This window comes from Pseudomonas sp. SJZ074 (genome assembly GCF_007828215.1).
GTDB lineage: Bacteria > Pseudomonadota > Gammaproteobacteria > Pseudomonadales > Pseudomonadaceae > Aquipseudomonas.
In genome coordinates, this window is the sequence record NZ_VIUE01000007.1 from 147040 (window position 1) to 162398 (window position 15359).

The following is a 15359-nucleotide window of genomic DNA, read 5'->3' on the forward strand; positions in this document are numbered from 1 at the left end:
TCAGATCCAGGAATGCCGGGCCGGCAAGGTGCCGTTCAGGTGGTAGGCCCCCACTGCGTGATACTTCCAGCGCACCGGGTCGTGCAGGGTATGGACGCGTGCATTGCGCCAATGACGGTCGAGGTTGAATTCAGCGAGGGTGGCCCGGCTGCCGGCCAGTTCAAACAGCTTTTCGCTGGCCAGCAGGGCAATTTCGGTGCTCAACACCTTGGCTTCGGCCACGGCTATCGAGGCCCGGGCGGCGGACTGCGCGGTAATGGGTGCGGTATTGACCTGGTCCAGCACCTGGCCGGCCTTGCGTAACAGCGCCTCGGTGGCGTGGAGGTCGATTTTCAGTCGGCCGATGTCGGCGATGACGTACGGGTCGTCGCTGGCCCGCTCGACCTTGGCCTCGATCCAGGGCCGGGAGCGTTCGCGGATGAAGGCAATGGCGTCGTCGATTGCGCCACGGGCAATGCCCGCATCGATGGCGGCCTGGATCAATTGCGAGATCGCGCCTTGCACGTTTGGCGTCTCGTTGATGCGCCAGTTGTCTAACACCAGCCCGGTGTCAACGCGCACGTTGTTCAGCAACACGGTGCCGCTGGCGGTGGTGCGCTGACCGAACCCCGACCAGTCGTCGACAATGCGCAGGCCCGGTGTGCCGCGTCGCACGAAGGCCAGCACTTGCCGGCCCTCGTCATCCAGGGCCTTGACCGCCACCCAGTGGGCGAACAGTGCGCCTGTGGAATAGAACTTCTGGCCGTTGATGACAAAGCCGCGGCTGTCGGCGCTGATCCGCGCCTTGAGTTCCAGGGTGTTGCGGGTACCCCGTTCCGGCCCGGCGTTGCCGATGCGCCAGCCTTCGAGCACGCTGTTCAGGAGGATTTCTTTCTGCCGTTCGGTACCCGTGCCGAGAATCAGCTGGATTACACCAAACTGGTTCTGCGGAATTTGTCCGAGGGCCGGGTCGGCAGCGGAAATGATCGAGAAGACTTCGGCGAGGGTGACGAACGAGACTTGCGGCCCGCCGTATTCTCGAGGGACAGCGATACTGCCGAGCCCGCTGCGGGTGAATTGCTCGATCTCAGACCAAGGCAGCTTGCGCTGTTGATCCCTTCGTGCGGCCTGTTGCCGGGCAACCTGTGCCAACTCCCGCGCGGCCTGGATTGCCTCGGCATCGTTGCGCAGCACCTGGGCGGGCAGCAACGGGGGGGAGACGTCCAGATCGCTCTGGACCTTTGCTTGCGCCAGACCAGACATCACCGCCGCTCCATGGCTGTTGGCAGAGCCTGGGGGGGCTGCGCCCGGGTGATTGTGTTCCGTACCATACCCACCTCACATCTCAAGAAAATCAGGAATGTCCGGTGGTCCGGTGTATATACCCTAAACGGATGGAAATTCTTTTTGAACTAACGTTTAGGAATATGTATAGAGGTCTTTCGCCACAGAAAACTTCCTCACCCGGAACCTGTTGTATCAAGGCTTTTTACGCCGCGGTTCGGCGGCCATGAGCGCTTCTTTCGGCGGCGTTTTCAAATAGGACCTGGCACACCCTATCGTCAGCGTCCGGGGCGGCGCCCAATGGGAGTTGTTGCCCACACGATCAAGGATGCAGTAGCTCACCTCCAGGCGCAGGTCTTCTCCTGCCTCCAGAATGATCTCCGGGGGGACCCAGACATTGATCGGCTGGCCCACTTCGCTGGATTTGATCCGGGGCAGGTCCATGCGCACATCGCCCCAGCGCAAGGTGATTGCATCGTCGACGGCCATGTTCAGGTAGGGCTCGATAGTCAGCGGGACGCCGCGTTTGATCTGGCTCGGGTTCACCCCTTGGCGACGGATGGCGTCCGGAATACGCACCGGTGCCAGCCCCTGGTTCTCATCGCCACTCAGGGCCGCCGGTTGGCCGCCGGGGCAGTCGAGCTTGACCTGCACCCGATGCGTTGCCGACAGCGCCGGCCCGCGCCCGACCCGCATCACACGATAATGGATACGCGAGGTCCCGTTGACGATGAAGCTCTCCGGTACACGCAAGGTGACACTGGCATGTGTGTCGGCCTCGGTCAGCAGGCGCGAGCCGACGTAGCAGTTGTCCCAGAACAGTTCGATCAAGTCGCCGGCGTCCATGCCGGGGTAAGGTGCGATGAGCACTTCCAGGCGGGCGGCACCGGTGATGTTGATACCGCTACGGCAGGTGTTGGCCAGGGCGGGGGCGGCGAGTTCCGGAATAGTTGACGTACCTGTCATGGTGATCTCCTTGATGCTGAAAAACGAAGTCCGTTTCGGAAAGAGCAAAGGCGCTGATATACACGACTATTTTATTGTGCAGTCTTGAATGCTGTTTCTATGGTTATCGCTGCGTACAACTAAAATAGTGTGCTGCGCCTGTTGGTCTAAATACGGGGTCGATAGTTTCAGTGTCAATAGAGGTGGTTGCTTATCGGTGGACGGTGCAGCTCTTCAGAAATGTCCTACGCGATGAAGTTAAAAATATACAGAGCGAATCGCCTTTTGCCTCGGCTTGAAGGTGTGGCCGAAGGGTTGTGGAGCAAGAGCGGGGCAGAGAGCTTGGCGCGAAGGAAAGTGCTGCGAGAGGTATGTATATATCGCACTTCAATTCATTGAAGGTTTTAAGCGGGGTTCAAATTGCTGGCTTGTATTCAAGTCGACAGCCCCTTCCGTCCCTGGAAGTAAGTCTTTATCGATAAGTTACTGTGCACCGTGACCGGCCGAGAGAAACTTGCTGAGAAACTGCCGGGTGCGTTCTTCCCTGGGCGCTGCGAACATTGCCTTGGCTTCACCTTGTTCGACGATCACGCCCTTGTCGAAGAACACCACGCGGTTCGCCACGTCACGGGCAAAGCTCATTTCATGGGTCACGATGACCATGGTGCGTTTTTCTTCGGCCAGGCCGCGAATGGTCGCCAGGACTTCTCCGACCAGTTCCGGGTCCAGCGCCGAGGTCGGTTCGTCGAACAGGATCACCTGCGGCTCCATCGCCAAAGCCCGGGCAATCGCCACCCGTTGTTGCTGACCGCCGGAGAGGCGTCGTGGATAGGCGTCCTCCTTGCCAGCCAGGCCGACCTTGGCCAACAGCTTGCGGCCCAGGGTTTCGGCGTCGGCACGTGGGGTCTTTTTCACCACCAGCGGGCCTTCGATGACATTTTCCAGGGCCGTGCGATGGGGAAACAGATTGAAATTCTGGAACACAAAACCCACTTGCTGGCGCAGACGACGCACCAGGCCCTGTTGCTGGTTCAGCGGGCGGCTGCCATCGATTTCGATGTCACCAACCTTGATCCGGCCGCTGCTGGGTTCTTCGAGGAAGTTCAGGCAGCGCAGGAACGTGGTCTTGCCCGAGCCGCTGGGGCCGATGATTGCAACGACTTCGCCTTCTTCGATCTTCAGGTCGATGCCATTAAGCACCACCTGACCCTTGAACTGCTTTGTCAGTTTTTCCACGACAATCATGGATCAGGACTCCTGGTCATGCCGATTGACCCGGGCTTCCAGGACGTTCTGCAGGTGCGAGAGCACGCTTGCCAGAACCCAGTAGATCAGCGCGGCGGCAAGGTACATGGTGAAGATTTCGAAGGTTCGCGCGGTGATCAGCTGCGCCTGGCGGAACAGCTCCGGCACCTGGATGGTCGCCGCCAGCGCGGTGTCCTTGACCAGGGAAATGAAGCTGTTGCCCAACGGTGGCAGGGCTGTGCGTGCGGCTTGCGGCAGGATGGCCCGGCGCAGGGTCTGGGCGCGGGTCATGCCGATACTCGCCGCCGCTTCCCACTGGCCACGCTCGATGGAGCTGATGGCGGCCCGCAGGATTTCACACGCATAAGCCGCCATGTTCAGCGAGAAGCCGATCAGCGCCGCCGGCAGCGGGTCTAGCTCGACCCCCAGTTGCGGCAGCCCGTAATAGATCACGAACAACTGCACCAGCAACGGCGTGCCGCGAAAGAACGACACGTAGATGCGGGCGACCCAGCTCACCAGTTTGAAGCGCGACAGGCGCATCAGCGCCAGGCCGAACCCCAGCAGCAAGCCGAAGAACATGCCGCCCAGGCTGAGGATCACCGTGTAGTACGCGCCCTTGAGCAGAAAGGGCGCGGAGTCCAGCGCGAGTTGGAAAGCCTCTTCCATTATTGAGTGACGTCAGCGCTGAAGTATTTTTGCGAAAGCTCTTTCAGCTTGCCGTTGGCGCGCAGCTTGTCGATCGCCTTGTTTACCGCGTCCAGCAGTTCAGGTTCGTCTTTGCGCAGGGCAATCCCGGCTTCCTGGCGAGAGAACGCTTCGCCGGCGGCGGCAGTGTCCTTGGCTTTCTTGGCGTATTCCAAGGCGGCGAGACGGTCGATCAGGATGGCGTCGATACGGCCGACACGCAGGTCCTGGAACTTGGTCGGATCATCTTCGTAGGTGCGCACGTCAGCACCCGGTACGTTGGCCTTGACCCACTGCTCGTAGTTGGTGCCCAGACCCACGCCGACTTTCTTGCCCGCAAGGTCAGCGGCGGTCTTGATGCTGTCTTTGTTCTTGGTCAGGGTCAGTGCCTGGATCCCGGAAACGGTATACGGCTTGGAGAAGTTGTACTTCTTCTTGCGCTCTTCGGAAATGGTCACCTGGTTGATCACCGCGTCCAGACGCTTGGACTCCAGCGCCGCAAGAATGCCGTCCCATTTGGTTGGCTGCAGCTGGACCTTCACCCCCAGCTCCTCGGCCAGGGCTTCGGAAAACTCCACTTCGAAACCGGCCAGCTTGCCGTCGGCATCGACGAAGCTGAACGGTGGATAAGTGCCTTCCAGGCCGACGTTGATCACGCCCGCATCCTTGATTTTTTGCAGTTGCTCACCGGCAGTTGCTTGCCCCAGCAGGCCCGCGCTCAATGCCAGGCCCAGCGAACCGATCAACAGGTTGCGACGTAATGCGGAAAAATTCATGACAAGCCCCTGTGTTTTCTTATGAAACATTATTTGGATGAAGAAGGCGTAGCCGCGATTCGAAAAGATTGCCACATCCTGCCTCAAAGCAGCTCGGGCGTCTCGCGGCAAATGCGCCTTCGGCGAAACTATAAGATGGGTTTTATAGATTGGAAAATAATATTAAATCTTACAAATATTCCAATATGGAATGAGTTTTCAGTGTAGGAGCGAGCCTGCTCGCGATGGCGGTGGGTCAGCCAAATTTATCTTACTGACCCACCGCCTTCGCGAGCAGGCTCGCTCCCACAGGGGATCTTCTCAGACCTTAAACGCTGCGTTGTAGGCAAACAACGCCGGGGCCCCGCCGGTGTGCAGGAAGATGATCGGCCCCTCGTCGAAGCGGTCGCGGCCGATGCCATCGAGCAAGCCCGCCATGGCCTTGCCGGTGTAGACCGGATCCAGCAACAGGCCTTCGAGACTGGCCAGTAGCTTGACCGCTGCCAGCGTACCGGCGTTCGGCTCGCCGTAGCGTGGGGCGAAATACTCATCCCACAGGTTCACCTTGAAGGCCTGCGGAAGCGCCACTTCAAGCAGATGGGCGACGCGTTCGGCAAGCCCCTGGACCTTAGGGAACTGATCTTCCTCGCTGCGCGAAACCGTTACGCCAACCACTGGAAGTTGCGGCAGGGTTTCACTCAAGGCCAGAGCCAGGCCGCTGTGAGTGCCGGCACTGCCCGAGGCCAGCACCACGGCGGCGAAATCCAGGCCGGTGTCTTTGATCTGCTCGGCCAGCTCCAGGCCGGCGCGCACGTACCCCAATGCACCCAAGGCGTTTGAGCCACCAATCGGCACCAGGTACGGCTTCTTGCCGTTGTTGCGCAATCGGGCAGCCAGGGCCTGCAGTTGCTCGTCGGCGTTATCCAGGTTTTCCACCCGTTCGACCTTGGCGTCGAACAGCTCCAGCAATAATCGGTTGCCATTGCCCAGGTAATTGGCGTCCTCGGTGCCGATGGGATTTTCCAGCAGCGCCACGCAACCCAGGCCCAGCCTGGCTGCCAGTGCAGCGGTCTGGCGCACATGGTTGGACTGGATCGCACCGGCGGTAATCAGGGTGTCGGCTCCCTGGGCCAAGGCGTCGGCGGCGAGATATTCGAGCTTGCGCAATTTGTTGCCGCCCAGGGCCAGGGGCGTCAGGTCGTCGCGCTTGATGTAAAGGTCGCGGCCGAGCCAGGTGGAGAGGCGTTCGAGTTTTTCCAGCGGTGTCGGATGGCCGAGCAGGTCGAGGCGGTTAAAGCGGGACAGCTGTTGTTTGATCATGAGTCCGTACTGGTTGTAGGCAATGCCTGGACTATAGGCAGGGTGGGTATGGGTGGGCAACTGGCAATCGTTTAGCGGGGAGTAAGACGATTGGATTGCCGAGCAACGCTGGACCTATGGGAGCGGGTGTGGTCTGCAGCTACTGAACGAATATTCCCCAGGAAACGTCATACCCTTCCATAGGTGTAGGAAACGTGCCGTCGGGCCCGGTGATTAGTCCTTAGCTGCCTATTCATGTTTAAATTGAACGGTCATTCAAGTTAAACCATTGGTTTGCTGCCCGCTCACAACTGGAGGCTTGCCTTTGCCGAGTCCGTTATCGACTTTCACGTTTTTGCACGTCGGAGTGCTTCGTTCATGAGTGCTTCGTCCCTTCCACCCAGCGGCCTGGTCCGCATGAATCCGCCGGTGTTTTACTTCGCGGCGACCTTTATCCTGTTGTTCGGCCTGGTGGTGATTGCCATGCCCGAGCAAGCCGGCGCCTGGTTGCTGGCGGCCCAGAACTGGGCGGCCAATACGGTCGGCTGGTATTACCTGCTGGCGATGGCCCTGTATCTGGTCTTCGTGGTGGTCACCGCCTTATCCGGCTACGGCAAGATCAAGCTCGGTGCCGACCACGACGAGCCTGAATTCAGTTACCTGTCCTGGGCCGGCATGTTGTTCGCCGCCGGGATCAGCATCACCTTGTTCTTCTTCTGCGTCTCCGAGCCGCTGACGCATCTGGCGCAACCACCCCAGGGTGAGGCCGGAACCGCCGATGCGGCGCGCCAGGCCATGCAGATACTGTTCCTGCATTGGGGCCTGCACGGCTGGGGCGTGTTCGCGTTTGTCGGCATGGCCCTGGCTTACTTTGCCTATCGGCATAATCTGCCGCTGGCCCTGCGTTCTGCGTTGTATCCGCTGATCGGCAAACGTATCAATGGCCCCATCGGCTATGCCGTCGACGGCTTCGGCATCATCGCGACCGTGTTCGGCCTCGGCGCCGATATGGGGTTTGGGGTCCTGCACCTCAATTCCGGTCTCGATTACCTGCTGGGCATCCCTCATACCCAATGGATTCAGGTGGGCCTGATCGCGCTGATGATGGGAGCGGCGATCATCGTGGCGGTGGCGGGCGTCGATAAAGGCGTGCGGGTCATGTCCGACATCAACATGCTGCTGGCCTGCGCGCTGTTGCTGTTCGTGCTGTTCGCCGGGCCCACCCAGCATTTGCTCAACACCCTGATCCAGAACGTGGGCGATTACCTCGGCGCCCTGCCGATGAAAAGCTTCGACCTGTATGCCTACGACAAACCCAGCGACTGGCTGGGGGGCTGGACGGTGTTCTATTGGGCCTGGTGGATCGCCTGGTCGCCGTTCGTGGGGCTGTTCATCGCGCGGATTTCCCGTGGTCGGACCATCCGTGAGTTCGTGTTCGGCGTGTTGCTGATTCCCCTGGGTTTCACCCTCGCCTGGATGTCGATCTTCGGTAACAGCGCCATCGACCAGGTGCTCAACCACGGCATGAGCGCCCTGGGCATGTCAGCCCTGGACAATCCGTCGATGAGTCTTTACCTGCTGCTGGAAACCTATCCATGGAGCAAGACGGTCATCGCGGTCACGGTGTTCATCAGCTTCGTGTTCTTTGTCACCTCGGCCGACTCCGGCACCGTGGTGCTTTCAACGCTCTCGGCCAAGGGCGGCAACCCCGATGAGGACGGGCCGAAATGGCTGCGGGTGTTCTGGGGGGCGATGACCGCCCTGGTGACCAGCGCGCTGTTGTTCTCCGGCAGCATCGATGCGTTGAAGTCGGCGGTTGTACTGACTTCGTTGCCATTCTCGCTGATCCTGTTGTTGATGATGTGGGGCCTGCACAAGGCGTTTCACCTCGAGTCCCAGAAACAGATCGCGCAACTGCATTCCCTGGCGCCGGTGTCGGGTTCGCGGCGAGGCAAAGGCGGCTGGCGCCAGCGCTTGAGCCAGGCGGTGCATTTCCCGTCCCGGGACGAGGTCTATCGCTTCCTCGACACCACGGTGCGTCCGGCGGTTGAGGACGTGAAGGCAGTGTTCGCCGAGAAGGGGCTGACGGTGATGACCCAGCCCGACCCGGCCAACGACAGCGTCAGCCTGGAAATCGGCCATGGCGAGCAGCACCCGTTCATTTACCAGGTGCAGATGCGCGGCTACTTCACGCCATCCTTCGCCCGAGGCGGCATGGGCTCCAAGCAGATCAACAACCGTCGTTACTACCGCGCCGAGGTGCATTTGAGCGAAGGCAGCCAGGACTACGACCTGGTGGGCTATACCAGGGAGCAGGTCATCAACGACATCCTCGATCAGTACGAGCGGCACATGCAGTTCCTGCACCTGGTGCGCTGACCGGGGGCGTCTCAGACAAGCCCGCCGTTGGCCCGCAGGATCTGGCCATTCACCCAGCCGGCGGCCGGGCTCACCAGGAAGGAGAGGACGCTGGCGATGTCTTCCGGCTGGCCGAGGCGCTCCAGGGGCGGCATCTTGGCGTACTGCTGGATCTGCTCTTCGCTTTTGCCATGCATGAACAGTTCGGTCGCCACCGGGCCGGGCGCGATGGCATTGACCGTGATCTGACGGCCGCGCAGCTCCTTGGCGAACACCTGGGTCAGCGATTCCACCGCCGCCTTGCTGGCGATGTACACCGAATAGCCGGGCAGGTTCAGGCCAACGGTACTGCTGGAAAAGTTCACGATGCGGCCGCCATCGTTCAGGCGGGTCGCGGCTTCGCGCAAGGTGTTGAACGTACCCCGGGTGTTGATCGCGAAGGTCTGGTCGAACAATTCGTCGCTGTGTTGCGCCAGGGGCATCACCTGCAAGATGCCGGCGTTGTTGACCAGTACATCGGCCTTGCCCAGCTGTGCTTCCGTCTCATCGAACATCCGGCGAACGTCGGTGGCGGAGGAAACGTCGGCCTTGATCGCAATGGCCCGGTGACCGGCCTGGCGCAACTGCACCACCAGTTTCGACGCTTCGGTAGCACTGTTGGCATAGTTGATGGCGACAGCGAAGCCGTCGTGGGCCAATTGCTTGGCAATTTCAGCACCGATGCCGCGGGAGGCTCCGGTGACGATGGCTACTTTGGCGGTTTGAGTCGACATGGCTGTTTCCTTCGTTGAGTGGGATGAGGCCAGATTCACATGTTTACGTAGAGCGATAAATGCACGAGAGTTGCCTTGACTGTTCAATAATCACCAACAATCAGAGCGCGCCGTTCCATGGATCAAATCAAGGCGATGAAGGTGTTCGTACGTATCTACGAGCGCAGCAGTTTTACCCTGGCCGCCGATGACCTGAACCTGCCCCGCGCCACGCTGACTCATACCCTCAATCAGTTCGAAGCCTGGCTGGGTGTACGTCTGTTGGAGCGCAGCACCCGCAAGGTGCGGCCGACGCTGGACGGCGAGGCCTATTACCCGCGTTGTGTGCAATTGCTGGCAGAGCTTGAAGAGGCCGAGTTGGCGTTTCGCAGCGTGGCGCCCAAGGGGCGGCTGCGGGTGGACTTGCACGGGACCCTGGCCCGGCATTTCGTGATTCCGGCCCTGCCGCAATTCATGGCCCGTTACCCCGATATCGAGTTGTCCATCAGCGAGGCCGATCGTTTCGTCGACCTGATCGGCGAAGGGATCGATTGCGTGCTGCGGGCCGGCACGCTGGGTGATTCATCATTGATTGGCCGGCGTGTCGCCACCCTGCGCCAGATCACGTGCGCCAGCCCCGCCTATTTACGCCAGTACGGCGAACCGAAGAACCTCGACGACCTGAGCCGGCACCGGGCGGTGAACTACGTGTCGCGAACCACCGCCAGACAATATCCGTTCGAGTTCATGGTTGAAGGCGAACTCAAGGAAGTGGCTATCGAGGGTGCGCTCTCTGTGTTCGGCGCCGAAATCTACGCCGCCTCGGCCATCGCCGGCCTGGGCCTGATCCAATGCCCGCACTATCGGATGGAAACGCAGATCCGGCAGGGCCTGGTCCAGGAAATCCTCATCGACACCCCTCCGCCGCCCATGCCGATCTCGGTGCTCTATCCACACAACCGTCACCTGTCGCCGCGGGTGCGGGTGTTTGTGGATTGGGTGGCGGAAGTGTTTGCCGGGGCACGTTAGCGCTTATTTCAGGCTGAACATCGCTGCGCCGTCCGTGGGAGCGAGCCTGCTCGCGATGAGGTCTTGTCTGCCGACGTATCATCGCCTGTTCCGCCGCCATCGCGAGCAGGCTCGCTCCCACATTGGATCTCGCTGCGATCCTCTGGTGAAGATGAGTTTGCTTTCATGGTTACGATGCGAACTTTCGACCTGAACGATGCGTCTGTGAAATGTTAGCTTCTGCCATCCGCATCATCCCCGAACAGAGAGCCTTCGATGACCTACATCGCTGCTGAAAACCGCTACGAGTCCATTCCCTATCGCCGCGTTGGTCGCAGCGGGCTGGTGTTGCCGGCGTTGTCGCTGGGGTTGTGGCACAACTTCGGCGACAGCACGCCGATCGACACCCAGCGTGCCTTGCTGCGCACGGCGTTTGATCTGGGCATCAACCACTTCGACCTGGCGAACAACTACGGCCCGCCCTACGGCAGCGCCGAGATCAATTTCGGTCGGTTGTTGCGTGAAGATTTCAAGCACTACCGCGACGAGTTGATCATCTCCAGCAAGGCCGGTTGGGACATGTGGCCCGGACCGTATGGCCAGGGCGGCGGGTCGCGCAAGTATGTGTTGGCCAGCCTCGACCAGAGCCTGAAACGGCTGGGGCTCGATTATGTGGATATCTTTTATTCCCACCGCTTCGATCCCGATACCCCGTTGGAAGAAACCGCCAGTGCCCTGGCGACAGCGGTGCAACAAGGCAAGGCGTTGTACGTCGGTATTTCGTCCTATTCCGGGGTGAAGACCCGGGAAATGGCGGCGCTGCTCAAGGAGTGGAAAATTCCTCTGCTGATCCACCAGCCGGCCTACAACCTGCTCAACCGCTGGGTTGAAAAAGACCTGCTGGACGCCACCGACGAATTGGGTACCGGTGTGATCGCCTTTACCCCGCTGGCCCAGGGCCTGCTCACGGACAAGTACCTCAAGGGCATCCCGTCCGATGCTCGGGTCAATCGTCCGGGCGGCGGTTCGCTGCAAGCTTCGCACTTGTCGGAGGAGAACATCGCCCACGTACGCGCCCTCAACGAGATCGCCCGGCGACGCGGCCAAAGCCTGGCGCAAATGGCCCTGGCCTGGACCCTGCGCGATCCACGGATCACGTCTGCCCTGATCGGCGCCAGCCGCCCGGAGCAGATTGTCGAGAACGTCGGGGCGCTGGAGAACCTGAACTTCAGTGCCGAGGAACTGGCGCAGATCGATCGGTTTGCCCAGGAGGGCGGTATCAATCTCTGGGAGAAGCCTTCGTCGGCGGAGTGACGCAACTCAACCCCTGTGGCGAGGGGATAAATTCCCTCGCCACGGTGGTTGCATAGCTGTTCAGCGGAAGAACGGCACATCCCCCAGCACTGTCGCCCGGTGCATCTCGCGTCGGGCAGGACGGTAGTCGTCCACGGCGAAATGCTGGGTTACGCGGTTGTCCCAGAACGCTACGTCATTGACCTGCCAGCGCCAGCGGACGGTGAACTCCGGGCGGCTGGCGTGGGCGAACAGCAGCTTCAGGATGGCTTCGCTTTCGGTTTCGGACAGTTCATTGATGCGGGTGGTAAAACCTTCATTGACGAACAGCGACCGGCGCCCGCTTACCGGATGGGTGCGAACCACCGGATGTGACAGCGGTGGGTTTTTCCGTCGTGCTTCGTCCCAACGAGCCTGGTCCGCGGCGGTATGACCAAAGCGCTCCAGGGGAAAGGATCGAGTGAAATCGTGGGTCGCAGTCAGGCCTTGCAGCATCTGCTTCAAGGGCGTCGAAAGGGCTTCATAAGCCGCGATGCCACTGGCCCACAAGGTATCGCCACCGAACGCCGGCAGCAGCTTGGCGCTGAGCACCGCGCCCATGGCCGGGGTCGGCAGGAAGGTCACGTCGGTATGCCAGACGGCGTTGTCGCGTACATCGGTAACGGCCGTGTCGAGCACCAGCACTTCGGGCTGCCCGGGCACATTCGGATAGATGGGATGGACATGCAGGTCGCCAAAGCAGGCGGCGAAACGTGCCTGCTGGGCTGGGTCGATGGGCTGGTCCCGAAAGAACAGCACCTGGTGTTCGAGCAACGCTTGATCAATAAGATTGCGCTGTTCAACGCTCAGCGGCTGGCTGATGTCGATGCCGCTGATCTGCGCGCCGAGGGCGATGCTCAAAGGAGTGACGGTTGGGCGGTTCATCGTTGTTTTCCTGTGGAGCGCCGAATGGTTGGCGTGGTCATTCGATCTCAATGGGCCTGGCCATGCCACGGCACCAGCTTGTGTTGCAGGGCGCGCAGGCTCATTTCCATGGCGAAGGCGATGAGTGCGATGACCAGGATCCCCAGCACCACCACGTCGGTGACCAGGAATTGCGCCGCTGACTGCACCATGAACCCCAGGCCGCTGGTGGCGGCGATCAACTCGGCGGCTACCAATGTCGACCAGCCCACACCCAGGCCGATGCGAATGCCGGTGAGAATGTCGGGCAGGGCGCTGGGCAGGATCACATGGCGAATCAACTGTGCCGGTGTTGCGCCCAGGGACTGCGCGGCCCGTACCTTGGCCGGGTCGACCGTGCGTACGCCAGTGGCGGTGGCGATGGCGATCGGAGCGAAAATCGCCAGGTAGATCAGCAGCACCTTCGACAACTCACCGATGCCACACCAGATCACGATCAGCGGCAGGTAGGCCAGCGGCGGAATTGGCCGATAGAACTCGATCAATGGATCTAAGACGCCCCGGGCGATACGGCTGGAGCCGATGGCAATGCCCACCGGCACCGCCGTCAGCACGGCCAGCAACAGGCCCAGGCCGATCCGTCCGAGGCTCGCGCCCAGGTGCTGCCAGAGCGTGGCATCCATATAGCCGCTGGTCGCCAGCAGCCAGCCTTTTTGCAGCACGGCGGAAGGCGAGGGTAGGAACAACGGTTCGACCAGCCCGCTCACCGTCACCACCCACCACAGGACCAGCAGCGTGATCAGGGTCAGGCCGCTGATCCATCGCGTACTCACGGGACGCCGGAAGCGGCGGGCTGGATCTCTGGCAAGGGTTTCGCTGGCCACCGCCGGGATTTCATAGCTGCTCATACTGGCTCCTGGTGTCGGGTGCCACTGCGTTGGGCGAACACTTTGGCAAGCACGTGTTCACGGATGTCGATGAAGCGCGGGTCGGACTTGATCGACCGCGCTGACTCGCCGGCCCGGTAGCGCTGGCTGAAATCCAGGTGCAGTCGTTCGACTATCCGCCCCGGGTTGGGCGCCAGCAGGATAAGTTCGGTGGCGAGGAACACGGCTTCTTCAATGTCATGGGTGATCAGGAACACCGGTTTGGCGGTGCGTTGCCAGACCTGCAACAACAGCTCCTGCATCTGCTCACGGGTGAAGGCATCGAGGGCGCCGAAGGGCTCGTCCATCAGCAGCACGCGTGGGTCGGCCGCCAGCGCCCGGGCGAGGCCGACGCGCTGCTTCTGGCCCCCGGAAAGCTGCCAGACACGGCGTTGCTCAAAGCCGGCCAGGCCCACCAGGGCGAGCATCTCCCGGGCGCGGGTTTCCCGTGGTTCCCTGGCGACCCCGGCCAGTTCCAGGCCGAACCCGACGTTTGCCAGCACATTCTGCCAAGGCAGCAGCGCGTCGTCCTGGAACACCACGCCGCGTTCGGCGCCGGGCCCCGAGACCTGCACGCCGTCCAGCGTGATCTGCCCGGCACCGGGCTCGACGAATCCGGCGATCAGGTTCAGCAGCGAGGTCTTGCCGCTGCCGGACGGCCCCAGGGCAACCAGCAGTTGCTGTGGCCCCAGGGTCAGTGAAATGTCCGTCAACACGGCTTCCGACGCCCCGGGATACTGTGCGCCGATGCGCTCCAGCTGTAACAAGGCCATGGCGGTGCCCCCCTTTTTTCTTGGCGAATCAGTGAGCGATGTATTTGGCGCTGACGTAGGGGGCGTAGTCGGGCAGGACCGCTTCCACCTTGCCTTGCTCCTTGAGAAACGCAGCGGTATTGGTGATGGCCTGGGTGGTCGGTGCGCCGAGGCTCGCGATCTGGTCGGCCGCCAGCGGGTACACGTTGCCTTGCAGCAACAGCGGGATGTCGCTGGCCTTGGCACCGGAGAGCTTCACCAGCTTGTCGATATTGGCCGTGTCCGCCAGCCAGGCTTGCGGGTCCTTGCGGTATTGGGCGTAGGCATCCAGGGTGACCTTGGCGAAGGCGGTGACGATTTCAGGGTGCTTCTGGGCGAAGTCCTTGCGCACGATCCAGGCATCGAAGGTTGGCGTGCCGAATTTGGCCAGTTCCGCCGAAGTGATCAGCACCGTGCCGTTTTCCTTGGCCACGCCCAGGGCCGGGTCCCAGACATAGGTGGCATCGATGTCGCCACGCTTCCAGGCGGCGATGATGGCCGGTGGCGCAAGGTTGAGTACCGTGACCTTCGACGGGTCGATGTCCCAATGCTTCAACGCGGCGAGCAGGCTGTAGTGACCGGTGGAAACGAACGGTACGGCGATCTTCTTGCCGATCAGGTCCTGCGGGGTCTTGATCCCGGCACCGTCGCGGGCTACCAGGGCTTCGGCGGCGCCGATCTGGGTGGCGATGAGGAAGGTTTCCACCGGGACCTTGCGGGTGATGGCGGCGGTCAGAGGGCTGGAACCGAGGTAGCCGATCTGCACATCACCCGAGGCGATGGCGGTGATGACGTCGGCGCCATTATCGAACTTGCGCCAGTCGATGCTGGCCTGGGTGGCTTTTTCATAAGCGCCGTTGGCCTGGGCAACTTTGGCCGGGTCGACGGTGGTCTGGTAGGCGACGGTCAGGTCGGCGGCTTGGGCAAACAGACTCGCGGCAGCCAGGGAGGCGGCTGCGAGAAGGCGAAGGGGGAAACTCAAAGTCATGGGAGAACTCCTCAACAGGCCGCCGGGTATTCGGCGTTGGAGGAGACTAAATGATCTAAGAATTCAAAAATAAATAACTTTTTCGCATGAGCTTATCAGCGAAAAAGTTGATCACAGGGAGGGGCGAGGTCCTTGTGGCGAGGTGA

Annotated in this window: 14 protein-coding genes; 3 read left to right on the top strand and 11 right to left on the bottom strand. The window is 61.2% G+C overall.

Annotated elements, in window-relative coordinates; all coding sequences use genetic code 11:
* The 6 genes from FBX99_RS11085 to FBX99_RS11110 form a co-directional block, all read right to left on the bottom strand.
* The gene (locus FBX99_RS11085) at positions 1–1242 is read right to left on the bottom strand and encodes an SfnB family sulfur acquisition oxidoreductase (protein WP_145131573.1); all 1242 of its coding nucleotides are present in this window, start codon (positions 1240–1242) and stop codon (positions 1–3) included.
* A 216-nt stretch (positions 1243–1458) separates the two neighbouring features.
* A complete protein-coding gene (locus tag FBX99_RS11090; protein WP_145131575.1) occupies positions 1459–2229 on the bottom strand; it encodes a hypothetical protein in 771 nt (256 codons plus the stop codon).
* 462 nt (positions 2230–2691) lie between these two features.
* On the bottom strand, positions 2692–3453 hold the full coding sequence (gene tcyN, locus FBX99_RS11095; protein ID WP_144930409.1) for an L-cystine ABC transporter ATP-binding protein TcyN: 762 nt from the start codon (positions 3451–3453) through the stop codon (positions 2692–2694).
* Between the two features lie 3 nt (positions 3454–3456).
* Positions 3457–4122 carry a cystine ABC transporter permease gene (tcyL, locus tag FBX99_RS11100; protein WP_144930408.1) on the bottom strand — a complete coding sequence of 222 codons (666 nt, stop codon included), beginning with the start codon at positions 4120–4122 and terminating at the stop codon, positions 3457–3459.
* Entirely contained in the window at positions 4122–4916 is a 795-nt protein-coding gene (gene tcyJ, locus FBX99_RS11105; protein WP_145131577.1) for a cystine ABC transporter substrate-binding protein, read from the bottom strand. Before tcyJ ends, tcyL begins: the two co-directional genes overlap by 1 nt.
* 300 nt (positions 4917–5216) lie before the next feature.
* A complete protein-coding gene (locus tag FBX99_RS11110) occupies positions 5217–6215 on the bottom strand; it encodes a D-cysteine desulfhydrase (protein WP_145131579.1) in 999 nt (332 codons plus the stop codon).
* Positions 6216–6611: 396 nt separating this feature from the next.
* On the opposite strand from FBX99_RS11110, the gene betT reads away from it, so the two are divergent.
* Complete coding sequence (gene betT, locus FBX99_RS11115) at positions 6612–8573, top strand: choline transporter BetT (RefSeq protein ID WP_178111902.1); 1962 nt, start codon at positions 6612–6614, stop codon at positions 8571–8573.
* A gap of 11 nt (positions 8574–8584) precedes the next feature.
* On the opposite strand, the gene FBX99_RS11120 is transcribed toward betT, so the two are convergent.
* Positions 8585–9325, bottom strand: a complete 741-nt coding sequence (locus tag FBX99_RS11120; protein WP_144930404.1) for an SDR family oxidoreductase — start codon at positions 9323–9325, stop codon at positions 8585–8587.
* A 117-nt stretch (positions 9326–9442) separates the two neighbouring features.
* Here FBX99_RS11120 and FBX99_RS11125 point away from each other — a divergent pair, with 117 nt between their 5' ends.
* Complete coding sequence (locus FBX99_RS11125) at positions 9443–10333, top strand: LysR family transcriptional regulator (RefSeq protein WP_144930403.1); 891 nt, start codon at positions 9443–9445, stop codon at positions 10331–10333.
* A 255-nt stretch (positions 10334–10588) separates the two neighbouring features.
* Entirely contained in the window at positions 10589–11626 is a 1038-nt protein-coding gene (gene mgrA, locus FBX99_RS11130; RefSeq protein WP_144930402.1) for an L-glyceraldehyde 3-phosphate reductase, read from the top strand.
* A gap of 60 nt (positions 11627–11686) precedes the next feature.
* On the opposite strand, the gene tauD is transcribed toward mgrA, so the two are convergent.
* The 4 genes from tauD to tauA are packed head-to-tail and all read right to left on the bottom strand — an operon-like array spanning position 11687 to position 15213.
* Entirely contained in the window at positions 11687–12529 is an 843-nt protein-coding gene (gene tauD, locus FBX99_RS11135; protein WP_145131583.1) for a taurine dioxygenase, read from the bottom strand.
* 47 nt (positions 12530–12576) lie between these two features.
* Positions 12577–13416 (bottom strand): taurine ABC transporter permease TauC, encoded by an 840-nt coding sequence (gene tauC / locus FBX99_RS11140; protein ID WP_144930400.1) that lies wholly within the window; start codon positions 13414–13416, stop codon positions 12577–12579.
* Positions 13413–14207 carry a taurine ABC transporter ATP-binding subunit gene (gene tauB, locus FBX99_RS11145; protein ID WP_144930399.1) on the bottom strand — a complete coding sequence of 265 codons (795 nt, stop codon included), beginning with the start codon at positions 14205–14207 and terminating at the stop codon, positions 13413–13415. Before tauB ends, tauC begins: the two co-directional genes overlap by 4 nt.
* Positions 14208–14235: 28 nt before the next feature.
* Positions 14236–15213, bottom strand: a complete 978-nt coding sequence (gene tauA / locus FBX99_RS11150; RefSeq protein WP_145131585.1) for a taurine ABC transporter substrate-binding protein — start codon at positions 15211–15213, stop codon at positions 14236–14238.
* Positions 15214–15359: the final 146 nt, after the last annotated feature.